The sequence below is a fragment of the Streptomyces sp. NPDC023527 genome (assembly GCF_055560115.1).
This window is the reverse complement of record NZ_JBVHJJ010000009.1, coordinates 188610-208098: the sequence shown is the minus strand read 5'-3', so window position 1 is coordinate 208098 and position 19489 is coordinate 188610. Positions and strand designations below refer to the sequence as shown.

The following is a 19489-nucleotide window of genomic DNA, read 5'->3' as shown; positions in this document are numbered from 1 at the left end:
CGGCTCCTCAGCGCAGCTTGGGGTCGAGGGCGTCGCGCACCGCGTCGCCGAGCATGATGAACGCCAGCACCGTGATGCTCAGCGCCCCCGCGGGCCACAGCAGCATGTGCGGGGCGTTGCGGATCTGGATGGAGGCGTTGGAGATGTCGATGCCCCAGGAGACGGTGGGCGGTTTGAGGCCCACGCCCAGGAACGACAGCGTCGCCTCCAGCGCGATGTACGTACCGAGGGCGATGGTCGCCACGACGATCACGGGCGCCACGGCGTTGGGCGCGATGTGCCGCAGCAGCATCCGCCCGTTGCCGGCGCCGAGCGCCCGGGCGGCCTGGACGTAGTCGTTCTGCTTGGCGGTGACCACGGAGCCGCGGGCGATGCGGGAGATCTGCGGCCAGCCCAGCAGCACGATGAACCCGACCACGGGCCACACCGATCCGCCGGTGACCACGGAGAGGAACACCAGCCCGCCGAGGATGATCGGGATGCCGAAGAAGATGTCGGCGATCCGTGACAGCAGCGCGTCCCACCAGCCGCCGAAGAACCCGGCCAGCCCGCCCAGCACGCTGCCGAGCAGGGTGGAGCCGGCCGTCGCGCAGATGCCCACGGTGATGGAGGCGCGCGCGCCGTGGACCGTACGGGTGTAGACGTCGCAGCCCTGGGTGTCGTAGCCGAAGGGGTGGCCGGGCTGGGAGCCCTCCTGGGCCTTGGCCAGGTCGCACTGGAGGGGGTTCCCGCCGGCGATCAGGTCCGGCCAGATGGCGATCAGGACCAGAAAGAGGATGATCAGCGCGGAGACGACGAAGACGGGGTTGCGCCGCAGGTCGTGCCAGGCATCGGACCACAGGCTGCGGGCCTTGCCGCTGGCGGGGCCGCCGGGGACGGGCCCGTCCTCCAGTGTCCGGGCGTCCTCGGTGGCCAGGGTCATCGCCCCGCCGTCGCCGGGTGTGATGGCTTCCTGGGCGGCGTACGGATCGGGCTCAGGCATAGCGGATCCTCGGGTCGAGCACGGCGTAGAGGAGGTCGACGAGCAGGTTCGCCAGCAGGAAGACGATGACGAGGATGGTCACGAAGCCGACGACCGTGGGCGAGTTCTGCCGCAGGATGCCCTGGTAGAGCTGGTAGCCGACGCCGTGGATGTTGAAGATCCGCTCGGTGACGATGGCGCCGCCCATCAGGGCCCCGATGTCGGTGCCGATGAAGGTGATGACGGGGATGAGGGAGTTGCGCAGCAGGTGCCGGGTGATGATCCGGCGGCGCGGCAGCCCCTTGGCGACGGCGGTCCGGATGTAGTCGGCGCGGGCGTTCTCCGCGATGGAGGTCCGGGTCAGCCGGGTCACGTACGCCAGTGAGGTCAGGGCCAGCACCACGCCGGGCAGGATCAGTTCGTCGAACGGCGCGGCGGGCGAGACGGAGGGGGAGACGGCCGCCCACTTCACCCCGATGAGGAACTGCAGCACATAGCCGCTGACGAAGGTCGGGATGGAGACGACGACCAGGGTGAGCAGCAGCACGCTGGTGTCCACCGCGCGACCGCGCCGCAGCCCGCTGAGGACACCGAGCACGATGCCCAGGACGATCTCGAAGAGGATGGCGACGAGGGTCAGCCGCAGGGTCACCGGGAAGGCGTCGGCCATGAGCTCCGTGACCCGCTGCCCGTTGAAGGCGGTGCCGAAGTCGCCGGTGACGATCTGGCCCATGTAGTGCAGGTACTGCTTCCACAGGGGCTCGTCGAGATAGAGGTCCGCGCGGATCCGCGCGGCCGTGGCGGGGTCGGGCGCCTTGTCGCCGAAGAGCGCGGCGACCGGGTCGCCCAGGGCGTAGACCATGAAGAAGATGAGGAACGTGCTGCCGATGAACACCGGGATCATCTGGAGCAGCCGCCGGATCACATACCGTCCCATGAAGGCTCCGGGGTTCACGCGTCAGGAGGGGCAGGGCGAGGCGCTTCTCGTCGGTGCGGATACGGGTACGGGTTCGGGTCAGGCGACCTTGATCTGCTCGTAGACCGGCACGCTGAAGGGGTTGAGGGTGACGTCGGAGAGCCGGTCGGAATAGCCGGCGCTGCCGTTCTGGTACCAGAGCGGAATGGCCGGCATCTGCTCGGCGAGGATCCGCTCCGCGTCCTGGAACTTTCCGTTGGCCTTGTCCTGCGAGTTCTCGGCGTTGGCCTCGTCGATGAGCTTGTCGAATCGCGCGTCGCTGAATTTCCCGTAGTTGGAGGAGGCGTCGGTGTAGTACAGCGGCTGGAGGAAGTTCTGGATCAGCGGATAGTCCATCTGCCACCCGGAGCGGAAGGGGCCGGTCATCCGCCGGTCGGTGATCTGGTTGCGGAAGTCCGCGAAGGTGCCGACGGGGTTGACGGTGCACGCCTTGTCCCTGCCGAGGGCGTTGTTGATGCTGTTGCAGACGGCGTCCATCCACAGGCGGTGCGAGCCGGTGTCGACGTTGGAGGTGAGCGTGATCCGGCCGCCCGGCAGGCCCCCGCCGTCCTCGATCAGCTTCTTCGCGGCGGTGGCGTCGTACCGGCAGGCGTCGCCGCACAGGCCGGACGTGTAGCCGCCCTTGTCACCGAGGGCCGGGGAGGTCCAGTCCGTCGCCGGGGTGCGGGTCTTCCGGTAGATCTGGTCGGTGATCTGTTCGCGGTTGATCGCCATGGACAGGCCCCGGCGGACCATCGCCGCCGCACGCCCGGACCAGATCTCGTCGTACATCGGGAAGGCCAGGGTCTGGATGATGCCGGCCGGCTGGTTGATGTAGCGGTCGCCGAGGTCCTTCTTGACGTTCTTGAGCTGGGCGCTCGGAATGTCGTCGACCAGGTCGAGGTTTCCGGCCTGGAGGTCGGTGTAGGCGGTGTTGTTGTCGGTGTAGACCCGCAGTTCCACCCCGCTGTTGGCGGCCTTGTCGTCGCCGGGATAGCCGTCCCATTTGCTGAGCATCATCGACGAGCCCCTGCGGTAGGAGTCGATGGCGTACGGGCCGTTGCCGACGGGCTTCTTCAGCCAGGCCGCGTGGTCGTCGAAGAAGGCCCGGGGAAGCGGGGCGTAGGCGGCATATCCCAGGGTGTCGGGCCAGGTGGAGAACTTGGTCCTGAGCTTGACCGTGAAGGTCCTGTCGTCCTTGACTACGAGGCCGGGGAGGGTCTTGGCGGTCGGGGCGCCGTCGTCGGGGTGGACCTTGTCGTATCCGTCGATGTACTCGAAGAAGGAGGCGTTCTTCTGTTTGTTGTCGGCGAGCGCGGCGTAGTTCCAGGCGTCCACGAAGGATTTCGAGGTGATCGCCTCGCCATTGCTGAAGGTCCAGCCGCTCTTCAGGGTGATGGTGAATTTCCGCTGGTCGGAACTCTCGATCTTCTCGGCGAGCATGTTCTCGGCCGCGCCGCTCTGCGGGTCGTATCTCTTGAGCCCCCGGAAGATCATCGCGAGGACCTTGCCGCCCTGGACCTCATTGGTGTTGGCGGGCTCCAGCTGGTTCTGCGGATCACCCCAGGAGGCCCGCACGACTCCGGAACCGCCGCCGCTCCCGCCGCCGCAGCCCGTCGCGGTCGCGACCAGGGCGGCGGACAGCACGCAGGCGGCCCACCTGGCCCGCACGGCTCCGCGCATGGAGTGCCTCCTGGAGGTCGCAAAAATCACCGAGGCCCAAATAACACCCCATACAGTGACGCAGTGCACCTTTATGGACGCTGTCCGCGCGGACATCCCCGAGAAACCGCCCGGATGCCTGAGCGCGAAGGCCGCCTCGCTGCGGACCGCACCGTCGACCAAAGACCATGAGCCGGCCTGCCAGCCTTCACTTCCGCATACGCGAGGTCCCGATGCGTCCGCCCTACGGCCTCCAGCCGGGAGCCCGCGTCAAGCGCGACTCGCTCAGGCTTCAACAGAAGCAGCACACACGATCCGGCAGCAGGAAACCGAAGCATCTCGGCCACCCAGGGCTGCCCCACCTGATGGGGGTACCACTGATCGACGCAGATCAGACATACAAAACCCCGACCCCATTAATCGTCAAGGGCTAAAAATAAGTCGCCCTATCATTCTTCTGGCATAGCAAGCTCAGAGATTGCTCAAATCGCGCCCCGACCAGCCGATTCGGCGAAACATTATTGCACGTGACGTAAGTCACGGATCGCAACTCTAGAGGCAATAAACCACCTTAGATACAGTCCATCTCGCCCAAAGAAAGAGCAGCCCAAACCCAAAAGAAAAGGGAATGCACATGGAGAAGAAAATGAGAGCAGCATTTTCCACGACGATCGCAGCTGCATCTCTGGCAGTAACCGCGTTAATGACTTCTCCCGCATCGGCGGCAACCATACCTTTCGAGTGGAACGACGCCGTTGTCACCGACGTCTATCCCCCCAACAGCAACTACAAGGGCATGAAGTGCAAGGGCATGCCCGGTTACCCCGACATGGTCTGCTTCCAAAAGGACGGAGACCGATGGTGGGTTCTCGACGCGGTTCAAGATGGAATGTCGGCGGTCGGCGAATGGTACAACAAGCGCGACGGAGAATGGTATCGCCAAGGAGCCTGTGCCAACAGTAACGGGGCCCCATCTTGGTCCATATGCCAAAAGGACTACTACGAAGACAGCAAAATCGCCTTCAGGTTGGCGCATTACAGCAAGGGAGAAAGGGTGAATATCGGAGCCTGGTCGGACGAACTCCCTGCCGGCTAAAACACTCCGCCAAGCCCGGCCAGGAGAGCTGTGGCCAGTCGCGGACGACTAGCCACAGCCTAATTACACGATGAGCGTTTGAGGCGAAGGCTGCGAAGCGAGAACAGATTCCAAGTGACTCGCCACCGGCTTGATCGCGGAGTCCGTAGACCTACCGCAGGGAACGAGGGCAGCCGTCTACAGCCCCTCGCTCTCAATGCCTTGCGCAATCAATCACTCGTCCCCCAGGCTGGAGATGCCTGCTACGTCGTGGGGGCTGCCCCGATCCGGGACAGCCCCCACCACGCGCTTGGGTCAGCGGCTGTCAGGCCGCACCCACCACCTGCTTCTCCTCGGCGAAGTGGCACGCCGAATCGTGCGCCGCGAGCGTGTCCTTGCCCGAGAAGACCTTGGGCACGGCCAGCAGCGGTACCTCCTCCGCGCACTTGTCCTGCGCCTTCCAGCAGCGCGTGCGGAAGCGGCAGCCGGACGGCGGGTTGGCAGGGGAGGGCACATCACCGGTGAGGATGATGCGGTCGCGGCCCACCCGGGAGTCGGGGTCGGGGACCGGGACGGCCGACAGCAGCGCCTGGGTGTAGGGGTGCGTCGGGTGGTCGTAGATCTCCGCGTCCGTACCGATCTCCGCCATCTTGCCCAGGTACATCACGCCCACCCGGTCGGAGATGTGCCGCACGATCGACAGGTCGTGCGCGATGAAGAGGTACGAGAGCTCGAACTCGTCCTGGAGCTTCTCCATCAGGTTGATGACCTGCGCCTGCACCGAGACGTCCAGCGCCGAGACCGGCTCGTCGCAGATGATGATCTCGGGGTTGAGCGCCAGCCCCCGGGCGATGCCGATGCGCTGCCGCTGACCGCCGGAGAACTGGTGCGGATAGCGGTTGATGTACTCCGGGTTGAGACCCACGACGTCCAGCAGCTCCCGGACGCGCTTGCGCCGGTCGCCCTTGGGCGCCACCTCGGGGTGGATGTCGTACGGTTCGCCGATGATGTCGCCGACGGTCATCCGGGGGTTGAGCGAGGTGTACGGGTCCTGGAACACCATCTGGATGTTGCGGCGCACGGCCTTCAGCGCGCGCCCCGACAGCTTGGTGATGTCCTGGCCCTTGTAGAAGACCTCGCCGGCGGTGGCCGTCTCCAGGGTCATCAGCAGCTTGGCGACCGTGGACTTGCCACAGCCGGACTCCCCGACGATGCCGAGTGTCTCGCCCTTGTAGAGGTCGAAGGAGACACCGTCGACGGCCTTGACCGCGCCGACCTGCTTCTTGAAGAGGATCCCCTGCGTCAGCGGGAAGTGCTTGACGAGGTTGCGGACCTGGAGGATCGGCTCGCCGCGCTCACCGGGGGTGTCCAGGACGGCCTCGACCTCGGTGGTCGTCGCCGCCGTGGACGGGACGACATCGGAGACGGCCTCGTTGTTCTTGGCGGCCTCAGCCATGGATCGTCTCCTTCCAGAAGTGGCAGGCGCTGCCGCGGCCGGCCAGCTCCGTGCCGTCCCGCTCGGCGACCGGCGCCAGCGCCGGCGTCTCGGTGCGGCAGATGTCCTGTGCCTTGGGGCACCGCGGGTTGAAGGCACAACCGGTCGGGATGTGCAGCAGGTTCGGCGGCAGGCCCTTGATCGCGTAGAGCTCCTGGCCCTTCTGGTCCAGGCGCGGGATCGAGTCCAGCAGACCGCGGGTGTACGGGTGCGCCGGGCGCTTGTAGAGCTCACCCACCGGGGCGGTCTCCACGATCCGGCCCGCGTACATCACGGCGATCTTGTCGGCGACGTCCGCCACGACACCGAGGTCGTGGGTGATGAGGATGAGGCCCATGTTGTACTCGCGCTGGAGCTCGGCCAGCAGGTCCATCACCTGGGCCTGGACCGTCACGTCCAGCGCGGTCGTCGGCTCGTCCGCGATGATCAGGTCCGGCTCCAGGGCCAGCGCCATCGCGATCATGATGCGCTGACGCATACCGCCCGAGAACTGGTGCGGGTAGTCGTTCACCCGCGCCGCGGCCGCCGGGATGCGGACCCGGTCCATCAGGTCGATGGCCTTGGCCTTGGCCTCCTTCTTGGACAGGCCCTGGTGCACCCGGTACATCTCGCCGAGCTGATAGCCGACGCTGAGCACGGGGTTCAGCGAGGAGAGCGCGTCCTGGAAGATCATGGCGATCTTGCTGCCACGGAGCTTCCGGCGCTCCTCGCCGGACATCTTCAGCATGTCCTGGCCGCGGAAGAGGATCTCGCCCCGCGGGATCTTGCCCGGCGGCATGTCCAGGATGCCCATGATCGCCTGCGCGGTCACGGACTTGCCGGAGCCGGACTCGCCGAGCACGGCGAGGGTCTCGCCGGCGTCGACGGAGTAGTTGACGCCGTTGACGGCCTTGGCGACGCCGTCCCGGGTGTGGAACTCCACGTGCAGGTCACGGACTTCGAGCAGCGGGGTGCCGCCGTCGTCCGTCGCCCGGGGTTCGGGGACGTTCGCGGTCTTTTCCATGGTGGTCACGTACGCCTCCCTCAGCGCAGCTTGGGGTCGAGGGCGTCGCGCACCGCGTCGCCGAGCAGGATGAACGCCAGCACCGTGAGGCTCAGGAAGCCTGCCGGGATCAGCAGGACATGGGGGGCGTCACGCAGCTGGTTCTGTCCGGCGGCGATGTCCACGCCCCAGGAGACCACGGGGTCCTGGAGGCCGATGCCGAGGTACGACAGGGTCGCCTCGGTGGAGATGTAGCCGCCGAGCGCGATGGTGGCGACGACGATCACCGGGCCGATGACGTTCGGGAGGATGTGCCGGAAGAGGATCCGACTTGTGCCCGCGCCCAGGGCACGGGCTGCCATCACGAAGTCCGCCTGCTTCTGCGTGATGACCGCACCGCGCATGACGCGCGCGATCTGCATCCAGCCGAAGGTCGCCAGACCCAGCGTCACCGTCCACACCGTGCGGTGGGTGAACGCCTGGAGCAGGGTCAGACCACCGAGCAGCAGCGGAATGCCGAAGAAGATGTCGGTGATGCGCGACAGCAGGGTGTCGATCCAACCGCCGAAGTAACCCGCGAGCATGCCGACGAGGCCACCGAGAACTGTGACCGAGAGAGTCACGCAGACACCGACGACGATCGAAGCACGAGCGCCGTGGACAGTCCGGGCGTACACGCTCTGGCCCTGGATGTTGTAGCCGAACCAGTCTTCCTGGAAGACGTGGGACCAGCGGGGTTCACCGAGGAAGTGATTACGCAGGTCGGCCTGCCGGGGGTCCACTTCGGTGAACAGGGACGGCCACGCCGCCATGATGAGGAAGAGCACCAGCAGCACACCGGACGTCCAGAACAGCCAGCTGCCGCGCAGCTCGCGCCAGGCGTCCTGGCCGAGGCTGCGGGGCTTGTTGGCCCCGGCCTTGAGGGCCGTCGTCACGGCCTCGGGCGTGGTGGTCTCGTGAGGCAGCGTCTTCTCAGGCATAACGGATCCTCGGGTCCAGGACGGCGTACAGCAGGTCGACGACCAGGCTGCTCACGAGGTAGACGAGCACCAGCACGGTCACGATGCCGACCACGGTGGGGCCTTCACTGGTCTGGATGGACCGGAAGAGCGTGTTGCCCACACCCTGGATGTTGAAGATGCCCTCGGTGACGATGGCGCCGCCCATGAGCAGACCGAGGTCGGTGCCGAGGAAGGTGACGACAGGGATGAGGGAGTTGCGCATCAGGTGCACGCCGACGACGCGCTTCCGCGGCAGGCCCTTGGCCACCGCGGTGCGCATGTAGTCGGCCCTCAGGTTCTCCCCCACGGTGGTGCGCGTCAGCCGGGTGACGTACGCCAGCGAGAGCGCGGCGAGCACGATGGCCGGGACCATCAACTGCCCGAGGTTCTCGGAGTCCTGGACGGTCGGTGTGATGATCTTCCACTTCATTCCCAGTACGAACTGGGTGATGAAGCCGATGACGAAGACCGGGATCGAGACCACGATCAGGGTGAGCACCAGCACGAACTGGTCAAGGAACTTCCCGCGCTTCAGGCCCGTGACGACGCCGAGGGCGATACCCACGACGACCTCGATACCGAAGGCGAGCAGGGCCAGCCGGATGGTCACCGGGAAGGCGTCGGCCATCAGGTCGGCGACGGGGCGGCCGGTGAAGCTCTGCCCGAAGTCGCCCCGGAAAAGGCCGGAGATGTAGTTCCAGTACTGCTCGAGCAAGGACTTGTCGAGGCCGTACTCGTGGCGCAGTCTCGCGACCGTCGCCGGGTCGGCCGCCTTGGGGCCGAAGAGCGATTTGATGGGGTCGCCCGGCAGCGAATACACCATCAGGAAAATGAGCAAAGTGGTCCCGATGAACACCGGGATCATCTGGAGCAGTCGCCTCGCGACAAAGCGCCCCATGGTTCCTCCTGTCGCCGACGGGCCCGGAGGCCGCCCCCGGGTCCTTGTGGGGGAGAGCGGCCGCCGGGCCTACGTCACTGCAAGCCTGTCCCGGTTACTTCTTGACCTCGACGTCGGTCCAGATCGCCTGGCGGAAGGAGTCGAACTTCACGTTCTGCACCTTCTTGGAGTAGCCGGCGAGGGTGTGGTCGAAGAAGAGCGGGATGGAGGGCATCTGCTCCTGGATGATCTTCTTCTCGGCCTCGGCGTAGAGCTTGTTCGACTCCTCGATGGTCTTCGAGGCGTCGGCCTTGTCCATCAGCTCGTCAACGGCCTTGTCGCTGAACTCCATGTCGTTCGCACCGGCCTTGGTCCGGTACTGCGCGGAGATGAAGTTCTGGATGTTCGGGAAGTCCTGCACCCAGGCCATACGGAAGGCGCTCTTCATGCGGCGCTCCGTGATGTCGGCACGCACCTGCTGGAAGGTCGGCTTCGGGTCGGTGACGCACTCGACGCCGCCGTTCTGGCGGATGTCGTTGCAGACCGCGTCCGCCCACTCCTTGTTGGCGCCGTCGGCGTTGTAGGTGAGGGTGATCTTGTTGCCGGGGACGCCGCCGCCGGCCTTGATCAGCTCCTTGGCCTTGGCCGGGTCGAACTTGCAGAACTCACCGCAGGTGCCGCCCTGGTAGCCCTCGACGACCTTCGGGGTGTACCCGTCGGCCGCGTCCTTGCTGCCCTTGAGCGCGGTCTTGGCGATGGTCTCGCGGTCGATCGCCATGGAGAGGCCCTGACGGACCTTGGCCTTCTCCGGCTTGGCCCACTCGGCCTCGTACAGCGGGAACGAGATGTTGGTGTTGCCACCGAACATCTGGCTGATGGCGCGCTTGCCGAGGTCGTTCTGGTACTGGCCCGCCATGGAGTTGGGGACCTGGTACATGATGTCGAGCTTGTCGGAGACCAGGTCGTTGTAGGCCGCGTCGTCCTTGTTGTAGAACTTGAAGATGACGCCGCCGTTCTTCGGCTTGTCGTCACCCTTGTAGTCGGCGAACTTCTTGGTCTTGAACTCGACCTTGTGCGCCCAGTCCCCGTCCATCTTGTACGGGCCGTTGCCGATCGGGTGCTCGCCGAACGCCTTGGTGTCCTTGTAGAACGCCTTGGGCAGCGGGGAGAACACGTCGTAGAAGAGCTGCTCCTTGAAGGTGGAGACCGGCTTCTTCAGCTCGATGGTGAACTCGAGGTCGCTGGTGACCTTCAGGCCCTCCAGCTTCTCGGCCTTCGGGTCGCCCTCGGCCGGGTGGACCTCGTCGTAGCCCTTGATCGGCTCGAACCACGAGGCGTTCAGCTGCTTGTTCTTGGCGTTGGCCGCCCAGTTCCACGCGTCCACGAAGGAGGAGGCGGTCTGGTCCTCGCCGTTGTGGAACTTCCAGCCCGGCTTCAGCTTGACCTTGAAGGTCTGGTTGTCCGTGGTGTCGATGCTCTCGGCAGCCACCAGTCGCAGCTTGGACTTCTCGTCGAAGTCGACGAGGCCGCGGAAGAGGTTCTTGACGATGTAACCGCCGCCGACCTCATTGGTGTTGCTCGGGATGATCGGGTTCTGCGGCTCTACGTTGTAGTACGTGTAGGTGCCGTCGGGGTTGACAGCCGCGTTGTCATCGCTGTCACTTCCACCGCCACCACAGGCCGTAGCTGTCAACGCAACTGCTATCGCACCCGCGACCCAGGTAGCGCTCTTGGCACCGCGCATGGGAATGCCCTCCTCAGGAGTCCACTATCACTACAAGAGAGGCGCCGGCCCCACGCTGACACCCCTGACAGCGGAGACGGAACCGGCACCTCGAGTGTGCTCGTGAGTCGGCGCTCCCCACAGCGCGTGACCCGTTGACCCGAGCTCAGTGAACCCAACTATTAAGTACGACCGCCCTGTAAACCACACTTAAAGGGTCTCGCTTTGGTCACAGCGATCGGCGACGCCTGTCCGAAAACCGGACAAAGTGAGCACAGACAGACACCCGCGAAACGGACTGTTAACACGACAACGGGTTAAGTGAGTCCGGTATCCGGACGCACTCGGGGTAGATCTGATGGGTTGTCAACTGAATTCGGCCCCCTCCCCCGGACCTTCCCCGGACCTTCCCCGGCCCCTCCCCCCGAGCATGCCGAAGGCCCGGAACCACCACTGCGGAAGTGGCGATTCCGGGCCTTGTCGGCTGTGCGGCATCCGTCGCCGGACGCCCGTCACCGGGGTCAGCGCTTGGCGCGGGAGGCGGTGCGGCCGCGCTCCTTCTGGTCCAGGACGACCTTGCGGATGCGGACCGACTCCGGGGTCACCTCGACGCACTCGTCGTCGCGGCAGAACTCCAGGGACTGCTCCAGCGACAGCTTGCGCGGCGGGACGATCGCCTCGAAGGAGTCGGCGGAGGAGGAGCGCATGTTGGTGAGCTTCTTCTCCTTGGTGATGTTGACGTCCATGTCGTCGGCGCGGGAGTTCTCGCCGACGATCATGCCCTCGTACACCTCGGTGCCCGGGTCGGTGAAGAGCACGCCGCGCTCCTGGAGGTTCGTCATCGCGAAGGCGGTGACGGCACCGGCGCGGTCGGCGACCAGGGAGCCGTTGTTACGGGTCTTCAGCTCGCCGAACCACGGCTCGTGGCCCTCGTGGATGGAGTGGGCGATGCCGGTGCCGCGGGTGTTCGTCAGGAACTCCGTACGGAAGCCGATCAGGCCGCGGGACGGGACGACGAACTCCATGCGGACCCAGCCGGAGCCGTGGTTGGACATGTTGTCCATCCGGCCCTTGCGGGTGCCCATGAGCTGGGTGACGGCGCCCATGTGCTCCTCGGGCACGTCGATGGTGATGCGCTCGACGGGCTCGTAGGTCTTGCCGTCGACCTGCTTGGTGACGACCTGCGGCTTGCCGATGGTCATCTCGAAGCCCTCGCGGCGCATCTGCTCGACCAGGATGGCCAGCGCCAGCTCACCGCGGCCCTGCACCTCCCAGGCGTCGGGGCGCTCGGTGTCCAGGACGCGCAGCGAGACGTTACCGATCAGCTCGCGGTCGAGGCGGTCCTTGACCTGGCGGGCGGTGACCTTGCGGTCCTTGACCGCGGACTTCGCGTCCGCGCCCTTGCCCGTGCCACCACGGCCGACCAGCGGCGAGGTGTTCGTGCCGATGGTCATGGAGATCGCCGGCTCGTCGACCGTGATCAGCGGCAGCGCGATCGGGTTCTCCGGGTCGGCCAGGGTCTCGCCGATCATGATGTCGGGGATACCGGCGACGGCGCAGATGTCACCCGGGCCGGCCACCTCGGCCGGCTTGCGGGTGAGGGCCTCGGTCATCATCAGCTCGGTGATGCGGACGCTGGAGACCGTGCCGTCACGCTTGATCCACGCGACGGTCTGGCCCTTGCGCAGCTCGCCCTGCTCGACGCGGAGCAGCGCGATACGGCCGAGGAAGTTGTCGGCGTCGAGGTTGGTGACGTGGGCCTGGAGCGGCGCGTCGTCCTCGAACGTCGGAGCCGGGACGTGCTCCAGGATGGCGGAGAAGAACGGCTCCAGGTTCTCGCTGTCGGCGGGGACGGTGCCGTCCTCCGGCTTGGTCAGCGAGGCGACGCCGTCACGGCCGCAGGCGTAGACGATCGGGAACTCGATCTGGTCCTCGTCGGCGTCCAGGTCGAGGAAGAGGTCGTACGTCTCGTTGACGACCTCGTCGATGCGGGAGTCCGGGCGGTCCGTCTTGTTGATGCACAGGATGACCGGCAGCCGCTTGGCGAGCGCCTTGCGCAGTACGAAACGGGTCTGCGGCAGCGGGCCCTCGGAGGCGTCGACGAGCAGCACGACCGCGTCCACCATCGACAGACCGCGCTCGACCTCACCACCGAAGTCGGCGTGGCCGGGGGTGTCGATGATGTTGATCGTGATCGGGTCGCCACCGTCCTTCGGGTGGTACTTGACCGCGGTGTTCTTGGCCAGGATCGTGATGCCCTTCTCACGCTCCAGGTCGTTACTGTCCATCATGCGGTCGTCGAGGGACTCGGCGGCGTGCGCGGCGAAGGCGCCGGCCTGCTTGAGCATGGCATCGACGATGGTCGTCTTGCCGTGGTCGACGTGGGCGACGATGGCGACGTTACGAATATCGTGGCGCGTGGGCATACTGGCGGCGCTTCTCCCGGAATCGTGGATGGCGGCTCGTACGGTCCCGTACGCCCGCCTGCCGGGCAGGACACGCCACGGCCTCTCGCCTCCATGGTACGGGGCCGCGCCGACTTCGGCCTCCCCCGGCCGTTCACACCCCCCGTGACCTGGGGTTACTTCCGGAAGCCGAGGTCCTGATAGCGGGGTGCGGCGAGCCCGAAGGCGCCCGCGTTGACCACCTTGCCGCGGACCGCGGTGAGCTCGGGGCGCTGGAAGAGCGGGATGGAGCCGGCCGCCGCCCAGATCCGGGCGTCCGCCCGCCCGACCAGATCGCGGGAGACCTCGGTGTCCAGCTCGGTCGACGCCTGGTCGAAGAGCTGGTCGATCTGGTCCGTGCCCACCCGGGTGTAGTTCTGCTCCACCAGCAGCGAGCCGTCCGCGGCGGGCTGGGGCTTGGCGAAGACGGGGCGGGCGTCGGTGGCCGGGTAGGCGGTCGCGGGCCAGGAGTAGAGGGCGAGGTCGTAGGTGCCCGCGGCGATGTGGTCCTTGAAGTAGCCGGCGTCGCCGACCTTGCTGATCTCGGTGTGGATGCCCACGGCGTCCAGCTGCCGGGCGATGCGCTCGCCGACCGACCGCAGCGGCTCGGCGCCGGCGCCCTCCGGCAGGACGAAGCGGAGCGTCAGCCTCTTGCCGTCCTTCATCCGGACCGGGGCGGCGGCCACCTTGTCCCCGCTGTCGCGGGCGCCCTTCTCGTCGGCCCCGGAGCCGGCCCGCTCGCCCGCCTCCTCGGCCGGCTCGTCCTCCGCTTCCCTGCCGCCCCCGTCCGCCTTGTGGTCGGCCGCGGCCTCCTTCTTGCCCGCTGTCCCGGGCCCGCCGCGCTTCTCCTGCCAGCCCGCGTCCGCGAGCAGCGCCTGCGCCGCCTTCGGGTCGGGGCCGCCGATGGCGTCGCTGTTGTCCTCGTAGCCGTGCTGGCCGGCCATGAAGAGGTGGCTGCCCAGCGGTGCGGTGGGCAGGCCGAGCGGCTTGAGCACCGACTCGGCGACGGCCTTGCGGTCGATGGCCCGGGCCACGGCGCGGCGCACCCGCTCGTCAGCGAGGGGCCCGGCGGAGCCGTTGAGGGCGAGCTGGGTGTAGGAGGACTCCAGCGACCTGCGGACGGCCAGTCCGCGCAGCTTGGCCTCCGTCGGGGACTTGGCCCGCTTGTCCCCCTCGCTCTTCTTGGAGCGCTTGTTGGCGGCGATGATGCGGACGGCGGTGGCCGGGCTCACCTCCCCCAGGTCGAGCTTGCCGGCGGCGAGGGCCTCGGCGCGCTCCTCGCGGGGCACGGCCCGCAGGACGAGCTTGTCCAGCTTGGCCCGCTCGCCCCACCACTTCGGGTCGCGTACGAGCGTGAGGGTGCCCGCGCCGTTGTCGCGCCGGCCGACCCGGAACGGGCCGGCGGAGACCTTGAGCTCGTTGCGGGCGTTGTCGTTGAAGGAGGACGCGCTGTTCATGACGGACCGCGGGTAGAGAGGGGTGAAGAGCGAGGCCCAGTCGGCGTACGGCCTGGCGAAGGTGACCTTGACCTCGTGGGCGTCCGCGCCCCGCTCGACCCGGTCGATGCGGTTGTAGCCGTCGTTGCGGGCCGTCCAGTAGGCGCTGTCCTGGCCGCGCAGCGCCTTCCACTGGGCCTCGAAGTCGGCGGCGGACAGCGCCTTGCCGTCGCTCCACGCGGCCCGGGGGTTGAGCTTGTAGACGACGACCTGCCGGGGTTCGCGCTGGACGACGTCGGCCGCGGCCAGGTAGTCGGCGTCGCGCTGCGGGCGGCCGCGCTCGTCCGGGGTGAAGAGGGTGGGCAGGGTGGCCCCGGTGACGCGCTGGGTGGCGGCGTCCGCGTCGGCCTGGAAGGCGTTGAGGGTGGAGGGCAGCGCGTCCACCGCCCAGCGCAGGGTGCCGCGGTCGGCGACCTTGGCGCGGGGGGTGCGGGCGATGTCGGGCCGGGTGAGGGTGCCCTCCGACTTCTCGTCGTCGAGGCCGCAGCCGGCCAGGACGGGCAGGGGCAGCAGGATGCCGGCGGCGAGCAGAGCGGCGGACCGGCGCGTACGGGGCCTTCTGCGGGTCGAGAGGGGGGCCATGGGATACCTCCGCCGACTGGGCTGGCTGCCGGAGCGAATCACGTTCGGCGTAATGCGCCGTTGATCGCATCTACTGCTCACCACTGAATGCGACAGTCGGCGCGATGACGCGCCGACACGGCGCCGCCCCGGCGCACGCCACCCGCGTGGACGAACGTTTCAGCAGGTCCCGATCGCGCGGCGAACGCGTTCCGGCGAAGGTGCGATCGCTATCTTCCCCCGGAGGGGTGTGACGCGCGACACTCTCAGTCGCAACATCGTCGCCACCCGCAACCGCCGACCGCGGAAGTGAGGGCAAGCATGTCCCTGAACGACGAAGTGACGGCTGTTCAGCGCTGTCTGGACGATCTGGGCCGGGCGCTCGCCCGGCTGGAGACCCACCTGGGCAGCACCGATCTGGAGCTGCGCCGCGTGCGCACCGACGCCGCACACCTGCGCGAGAGCATCACCCTCCTGCGGGACTACCACCCCGTGGAGCGCCCCCGCCCCGAGACCGTGCCCATCCCCGACGCCCCCTACGACGCGTCGCTGTGGACGGACGCCGAGGAGGAGGGCCTCGGGGCCCGCGACCGCCACGCGCCCTGACCCCCGTCCCGCACCCCGCGGCAGCCAGGCACCGACCATCCCCCGCTCCTCCCGGAGTCCCTCTTGGCCACAGGTACCGACCCCCAAGCAGGCCCCGCCACCGCCGGCACGGGAACCCCCGCGCGCGGTGGCGTCCACCACCCCTCGCGCGCCGCGATCCCCGCCCGGCACCTGCGCGCCGACCGCTGGTGGCTGGCCCCGGCGGTCACCGCCGCCGGGCTCTTCGCGTTCGTCGTCTATTCCACCTGGCGGGCCTTCGCCAATGACGACTATTACGCGGCCCCCTACGTCTCGCCGTTCTACTCCCCGTGCGTCGCCGAGAACTGCGTCCCCATGGACGGCGGCGCGGACTGGCCGGTCTTCGGATCGTGGTGGGGCCTCTCACCGGCCCTGCTGATCCTGATCTTCCCGCTGGGCTTCCGGCTGACCTGCTACTACTACCGCAAGGCGTACTACCGCGGCTTCTGGGCCTCGCCCCCGGCCTGCGCGGTCGCCGAGCCGCACGCGAAGTACACCGGCGAGACCCGCTTCCCGCTGGTCCTGCAGAACATCCACCGCTATTTCTTCTACTTCGCGGTGATCGTCGCGGGCATCCTGACCTACGACACCGTCCTGGGCTTCCGCGACGAGCGCGGCGAGTGGGGCCACATGGGCCTCGGCACGGTGGTCTTCCTCGTCAACATCACGTTGATCTGGGCGTACACCCTCTCCTGCCACTCCTGCCGCCACATCGTCGGCGGCCGGATCCGCAACTTCTCCAAACACCCGATGCGGTACCGCATGTGGGGCTGGGTCAGCGCGCTGAACGCACGCCACATGCTGCTCGCCTGGGTCTCGCTGATCAGCGTGGCCGCCGCCGACTTCTATGTGTACCTGGTCGCCAGTGGCGCCTTCGACGATCCGCGCTTTTTCTAGGGGAGGGCTTCTCTGATGTCGCATACGGCCCGGCAGCAGTGGGACGTGGTCGTGGTCGGCGCCGGTGGCGCCGGCCTGCGGGCCGCCATCGAGGCACGCGAGCAGGGCATGCGCTGCGCGGTGATCTGCAAGTCGCTCTTCGGCAAGGCGCACACGGTCATGGCCGAGGGCGGCATCGCCGCCAGCATGGGCAACGTCAACGAGGGCGACAACTGGCAGGTCCACTTCCGCGACACCCTGCGCGGCGGCAAGTTCCTCAACCACTGGCGGATGGCGGAGCTGCACGCCCGCGAGGCGCCGGACCGGGTCTGGGAGCTGGAGACCTGGGGCGCGGTCTTCGACCGCACCAAGGACGGGAAGATCTCGCAGCGCAACTTCGGCGGCCACGAGTACCCCCGGCTGGCGCACGTCGGCGACCGTACGGGCCTGGAGCTGATCCGCACCCTCCAGCAGAAGATCGTCTCCCTTCAGCAGGAGGACCACCGGGAGTTCGGCGACTACGAGGCCCGGCTGAAGGTCTTCCAGGAGTGCACGGTCACCCGCCTGCTGAAGGAGGGCCGGCGCGTCTCGGGCGTCTTCGGCTACGAGCGCGAGGCCGGGCGGTTCTTCGTCATGGAGGCCCCGGCCGTGGTGCTGGCGACCGGTGGCATCGGCAAGTCCTTCAAGGTCACCTCCAACTCCTGGGAGTACACCGGCGACGGACACGCCCTCGCGCTCATGGCCGGGGCGTCGCTGATCAACATGGAGTTCGTGCAGTTCCACCCGACCGGCATGGTCTGGCCGCCGTCCGTCAAGGGCATCCTGGTCACCGAGTCCGTGCGCGGCGACGGCGGAGTGCTGCGCAACAGCGACGGCAAGCGGTTCATGTTCGACTACGTCCCGGACGTCTTCAAGGAGAAGTACGCCGAGTCCGAGGCCGAGGGCGACCGCTGGTACAAGGACCCCGACAACAACCGCCGCCCGCCCGAGCTGCTCCCCCGCGACGAGGTGGCCCGCGCCATCAACTCCGAGGTCAAGGCGGGTCGCGGCAGCCCGCACGGCGGCGTCTTCCTGGACATCGCGAGCCGGCTGCCGGCCGAGGACATCCGCCGCAAGCTCCCCTCCATGCACCACCAGTTCAAGGAGCTGGCGGACGTGGACATCACGGCCGAGCCCATGGAGGTCGGCCCCACCTGTCACTACGTGATGGGCGGAGTGGATGTCGACCCGGACACGGCCGCCGCGACCGGCGTGCCCGGCCTGTTCGCCGCGGGCGAGGTCGCGGGCGGCATGCACGGCTCCAACCGGCTGGGCGGCAATTCCCTGTCCGACCTGCTGGTCTTCGGCCGCCGGGCCGGGCTGTACGCCGCCCGGTACGCGACCGGGCTCGGCGCCGCGCCCCGCCCCGTCGTCACCGACACCGACATCGAGGCGGCGGAGGCGGAGGCGCTGCGCCCGTTCAGCGTGGAGGGCGGCGACCGGACCGTCTCCCAGGGCCCGGCCGAGAACCCGTACACCCTCCATCAGGAACTCCAGCAGGTCATGAATGACCTGGTGGGCATCATCCGCAAGGGCCCGGAGATGGAGGAGGCGCTGCGCCGGCTGGCGCAGTTGCGCGGGCGGTCCCGGCGGGCCGGTGTCGAGGGGCACCGGCAGTTCAACCCCGGCTGGCACCTTGCCATCGACCTGCGCAACATGCTGCTGGTCAGCGAGTGCGTGGCACGGGCCGCCCTGGAGCGCACGGAGAGCCGCGGCGGGCACACCCGTGACGACCACCCCGGCATGGACCGGCGGTGGCGCCAGGCCAATCTCGTGTGCCGGCTGGCGGAGGACTGCGCCGGTCCGGCCGCCGCCGATCCGCTGCTGGGCCGCATCCGCCTGGAGCGGCGCGCCATGCCCCCGATCCGCGCCGATCTGCTGGCGCTCTTCGAGAAGGAGGAGCTGGTGAAGTACCTGACCGACGAGGAGCTGACGACACCTTGAGCTACGACGCCCACTTCAGGGTCTGGCGGGGCGACACGGACGGCGGGGGCCTGGTCGACTACACCGTGGCCGTCAACGACGGCGAAGTCGTCCTGGACGTCATCCACCGCCTCCAGGCCACCGAGGCCACCGACCTCGCCGTCCGGTGGAACTGCAAGGCGGGCAAGTGCGGCTCGTGCAGCGCGGAGATCAACGGCAGGCCGCGGTTGCTGTGCATGACCCGGATGTCGATCCTCGACCCCGCCGAGACGGTCGTCGTCACCCCGATGCGCGCCTTCCCGGTCGTACGGGACCTGGTGACGGACGTGTCCTTCAACTACGCCAAGGCCCGCGAGGTGCCCGCCTTCGTGCCGCCGCAGGGGGTGGCACCCGGCGAGTACCGGATGCGGCAGGAGGACGTCGGCCGCTCCCAGGAGTTCCGCAAGTGCATCGAGTGCTTCCTGTGCCAGGACACCTGCCATGTGGTGCGTGACCACGAGGAGAACAAGCCCGTCTTCGCCGGGCCCCGCTTCCTGATGCGCGTCGCCGAGCTGGACATGCATCCGCTGGACGCGGCGGCCGAGGCCGGCATCGACCGCAAGCGCTCCGCTCAGGAGGACCACGGGCTCGGTTACTGCAACATCACCAAGTGCTGCACCGAGGTCTGCCCCGAGCACATCAAGATCACCGACAATGCGCTGATCCCGCTGAAGGAGCGCGCGGTGGACCGGAAGTACGACCCCCTGGTCTGGCTCGGCAGCAAGATCCGCCGCAGGGGGGCGTGAACGGGGCGCG

Annotated in this window: 15 protein-coding genes; 5 read left to right on the top strand and 10 right to left on the bottom strand. The window is 67.9% G+C overall.

Annotation, left to right across the window (positions count from 1 at the left end):
• Window positions 1-7 precede the first annotated feature (7 nt).
• The 3 genes from ACZ303_RS19565 to ACZ303_RS19555 form a co-directional block, all read right to left on the bottom strand.
• The gene (locus ACZ303_RS19565; RefSeq protein ID WP_467340539.1) at window positions 8-982 is read right to left on the bottom strand and encodes an ABC transporter permease; all 975 of its coding nucleotides are present in this window, start codon (window positions 980-982) and stop codon (window positions 8-10) included.
• The gene (locus tag ACZ303_RS19560) at window positions 975-1898 is read right to left on the bottom strand and encodes an ABC transporter permease (protein WP_467340537.1); all 924 of its coding nucleotides are present in this window, start codon (window positions 1896-1898) and stop codon (window positions 975-977) included. The genes ACZ303_RS19565 and ACZ303_RS19560 overlap by 8 nt, the downstream gene beginning before the upstream one ends.
• Window positions 1899-1976: 78 nt before the next feature.
• Window positions 1977-3599, bottom strand: coding sequence for a peptide ABC transporter substrate-binding protein (locus ACZ303_RS19555; protein ID WP_467340535.1), 1623 nt, complete (start codon window positions 3597-3599; stop codon window positions 1977-1979).
• Window positions 3600-4212: 613 nt separating this feature from the next.
• Between ACZ303_RS19555 and ACZ303_RS19550 the strand changes: the two genes are divergently transcribed.
• Entirely contained in the window at window positions 4213-4674 is a 462-nt protein-coding gene (locus tag ACZ303_RS19550; protein WP_467340533.1) for a hypothetical protein, read from the top strand.
• 304 nt (window positions 4675-4978) lie between these two features.
• On the opposite strand, the gene ACZ303_RS19545 is transcribed toward ACZ303_RS19550, so the two are convergent.
• The 7 genes from ACZ303_RS19545 to ACZ303_RS19515 form a co-directional block, all read right to left on the bottom strand.
• A complete protein-coding gene (locus ACZ303_RS19545) occupies window positions 4979-6109 on the bottom strand; it encodes an ABC transporter ATP-binding protein (protein WP_467340531.1) in 1131 nt (376 codons plus the stop codon).
• Window positions 6102-7160, bottom strand: a complete 1059-nt coding sequence (locus ACZ303_RS19540; RefSeq protein ID WP_467340529.1) for an ABC transporter ATP-binding protein — start codon at window positions 7158-7160, stop codon at window positions 6102-6104. The genes ACZ303_RS19545 and ACZ303_RS19540 overlap by 8 nt, the downstream gene beginning before the upstream one ends.
• Window positions 7161-7171: 11 nt before the next feature.
• Window positions 7172-8110, bottom strand: a complete 939-nt coding sequence (locus ACZ303_RS19535) for an ABC transporter permease (RefSeq protein ID WP_467340526.1) — start codon at window positions 8108-8110, stop codon at window positions 7172-7174.
• Window positions 8103-9029 (bottom strand): ABC transporter permease, encoded by a 927-nt coding sequence (locus ACZ303_RS19530; protein ID WP_467340524.1) that lies wholly within the window; start codon window positions 9027-9029, stop codon window positions 8103-8105. The genes ACZ303_RS19535 and ACZ303_RS19530 overlap by 8 nt, the downstream gene beginning before the upstream one ends.
• A gap of 94 nt (window positions 9030-9123) precedes the next feature.
• Complete coding sequence (locus tag ACZ303_RS19525; protein WP_467340522.1) at window positions 9124-10752, bottom strand: peptide ABC transporter substrate-binding protein; 1629 nt, start codon at window positions 10750-10752, stop codon at window positions 9124-9126.
• Between the two features lie 500 nt (window positions 10753-11252).
• Window positions 11253-13157, bottom strand: coding sequence for a translational GTPase TypA (typA, locus tag ACZ303_RS19520; protein WP_467340520.1), 1905 nt, complete (start codon window positions 13155-13157; stop codon window positions 11253-11255).
• A 155-nt stretch (window positions 13158-13312) separates the two neighbouring features.
• Complete coding sequence (locus ACZ303_RS19515) at window positions 13313-15253, bottom strand: ABC transporter family substrate-binding protein (protein ID WP_467340518.1); 1941 nt, start codon at window positions 15251-15253, stop codon at window positions 13313-13315.
• Window positions 15254-15553: 300 nt separating this feature from the next.
• Here ACZ303_RS19515 and ACZ303_RS19510 point away from each other — a divergent pair, with 300 nt between their 5' ends.
• The 4 genes from ACZ303_RS19510 to ACZ303_RS19495 all read left to right on the top strand — a co-directional run bounded on the left by ACZ303_RS19510 (window position 15554) and on the right by ACZ303_RS19495 (window position 19479).
• Window positions 15554-15838, top strand: a complete 285-nt coding sequence (locus ACZ303_RS19510) for a hypothetical protein (RefSeq protein ID WP_467340516.1) — start codon at window positions 15554-15556, stop codon at window positions 15836-15838.
• Between the two features lie 63 nt (window positions 15839-15901).
• Entirely contained in the window at window positions 15902-16753 is an 852-nt protein-coding gene (locus ACZ303_RS19505; protein WP_467340514.1) for a hypothetical protein, read from the top strand.
• Window positions 16754-16768: 15 nt separating this feature from the next.
• Window positions 16769-18715 carry a fumarate reductase/succinate dehydrogenase flavoprotein subunit gene (locus ACZ303_RS19500; protein WP_467340513.1) on the top strand — a complete coding sequence of 649 codons (1947 nt, stop codon included), beginning with the start codon at window positions 16769-16771 and terminating at the stop codon, window positions 18713-18715.
• Complete coding sequence (locus ACZ303_RS19495) at window positions 18712-19479, top strand: succinate dehydrogenase/fumarate reductase iron-sulfur subunit (protein WP_467340511.1); 768 nt, start codon at window positions 18712-18714, stop codon at window positions 19477-19479. The genes ACZ303_RS19500 and ACZ303_RS19495 overlap by 4 nt, the downstream gene beginning before the upstream one ends.
• Window positions 19480-19489: the final 10 nt, after the last annotated feature.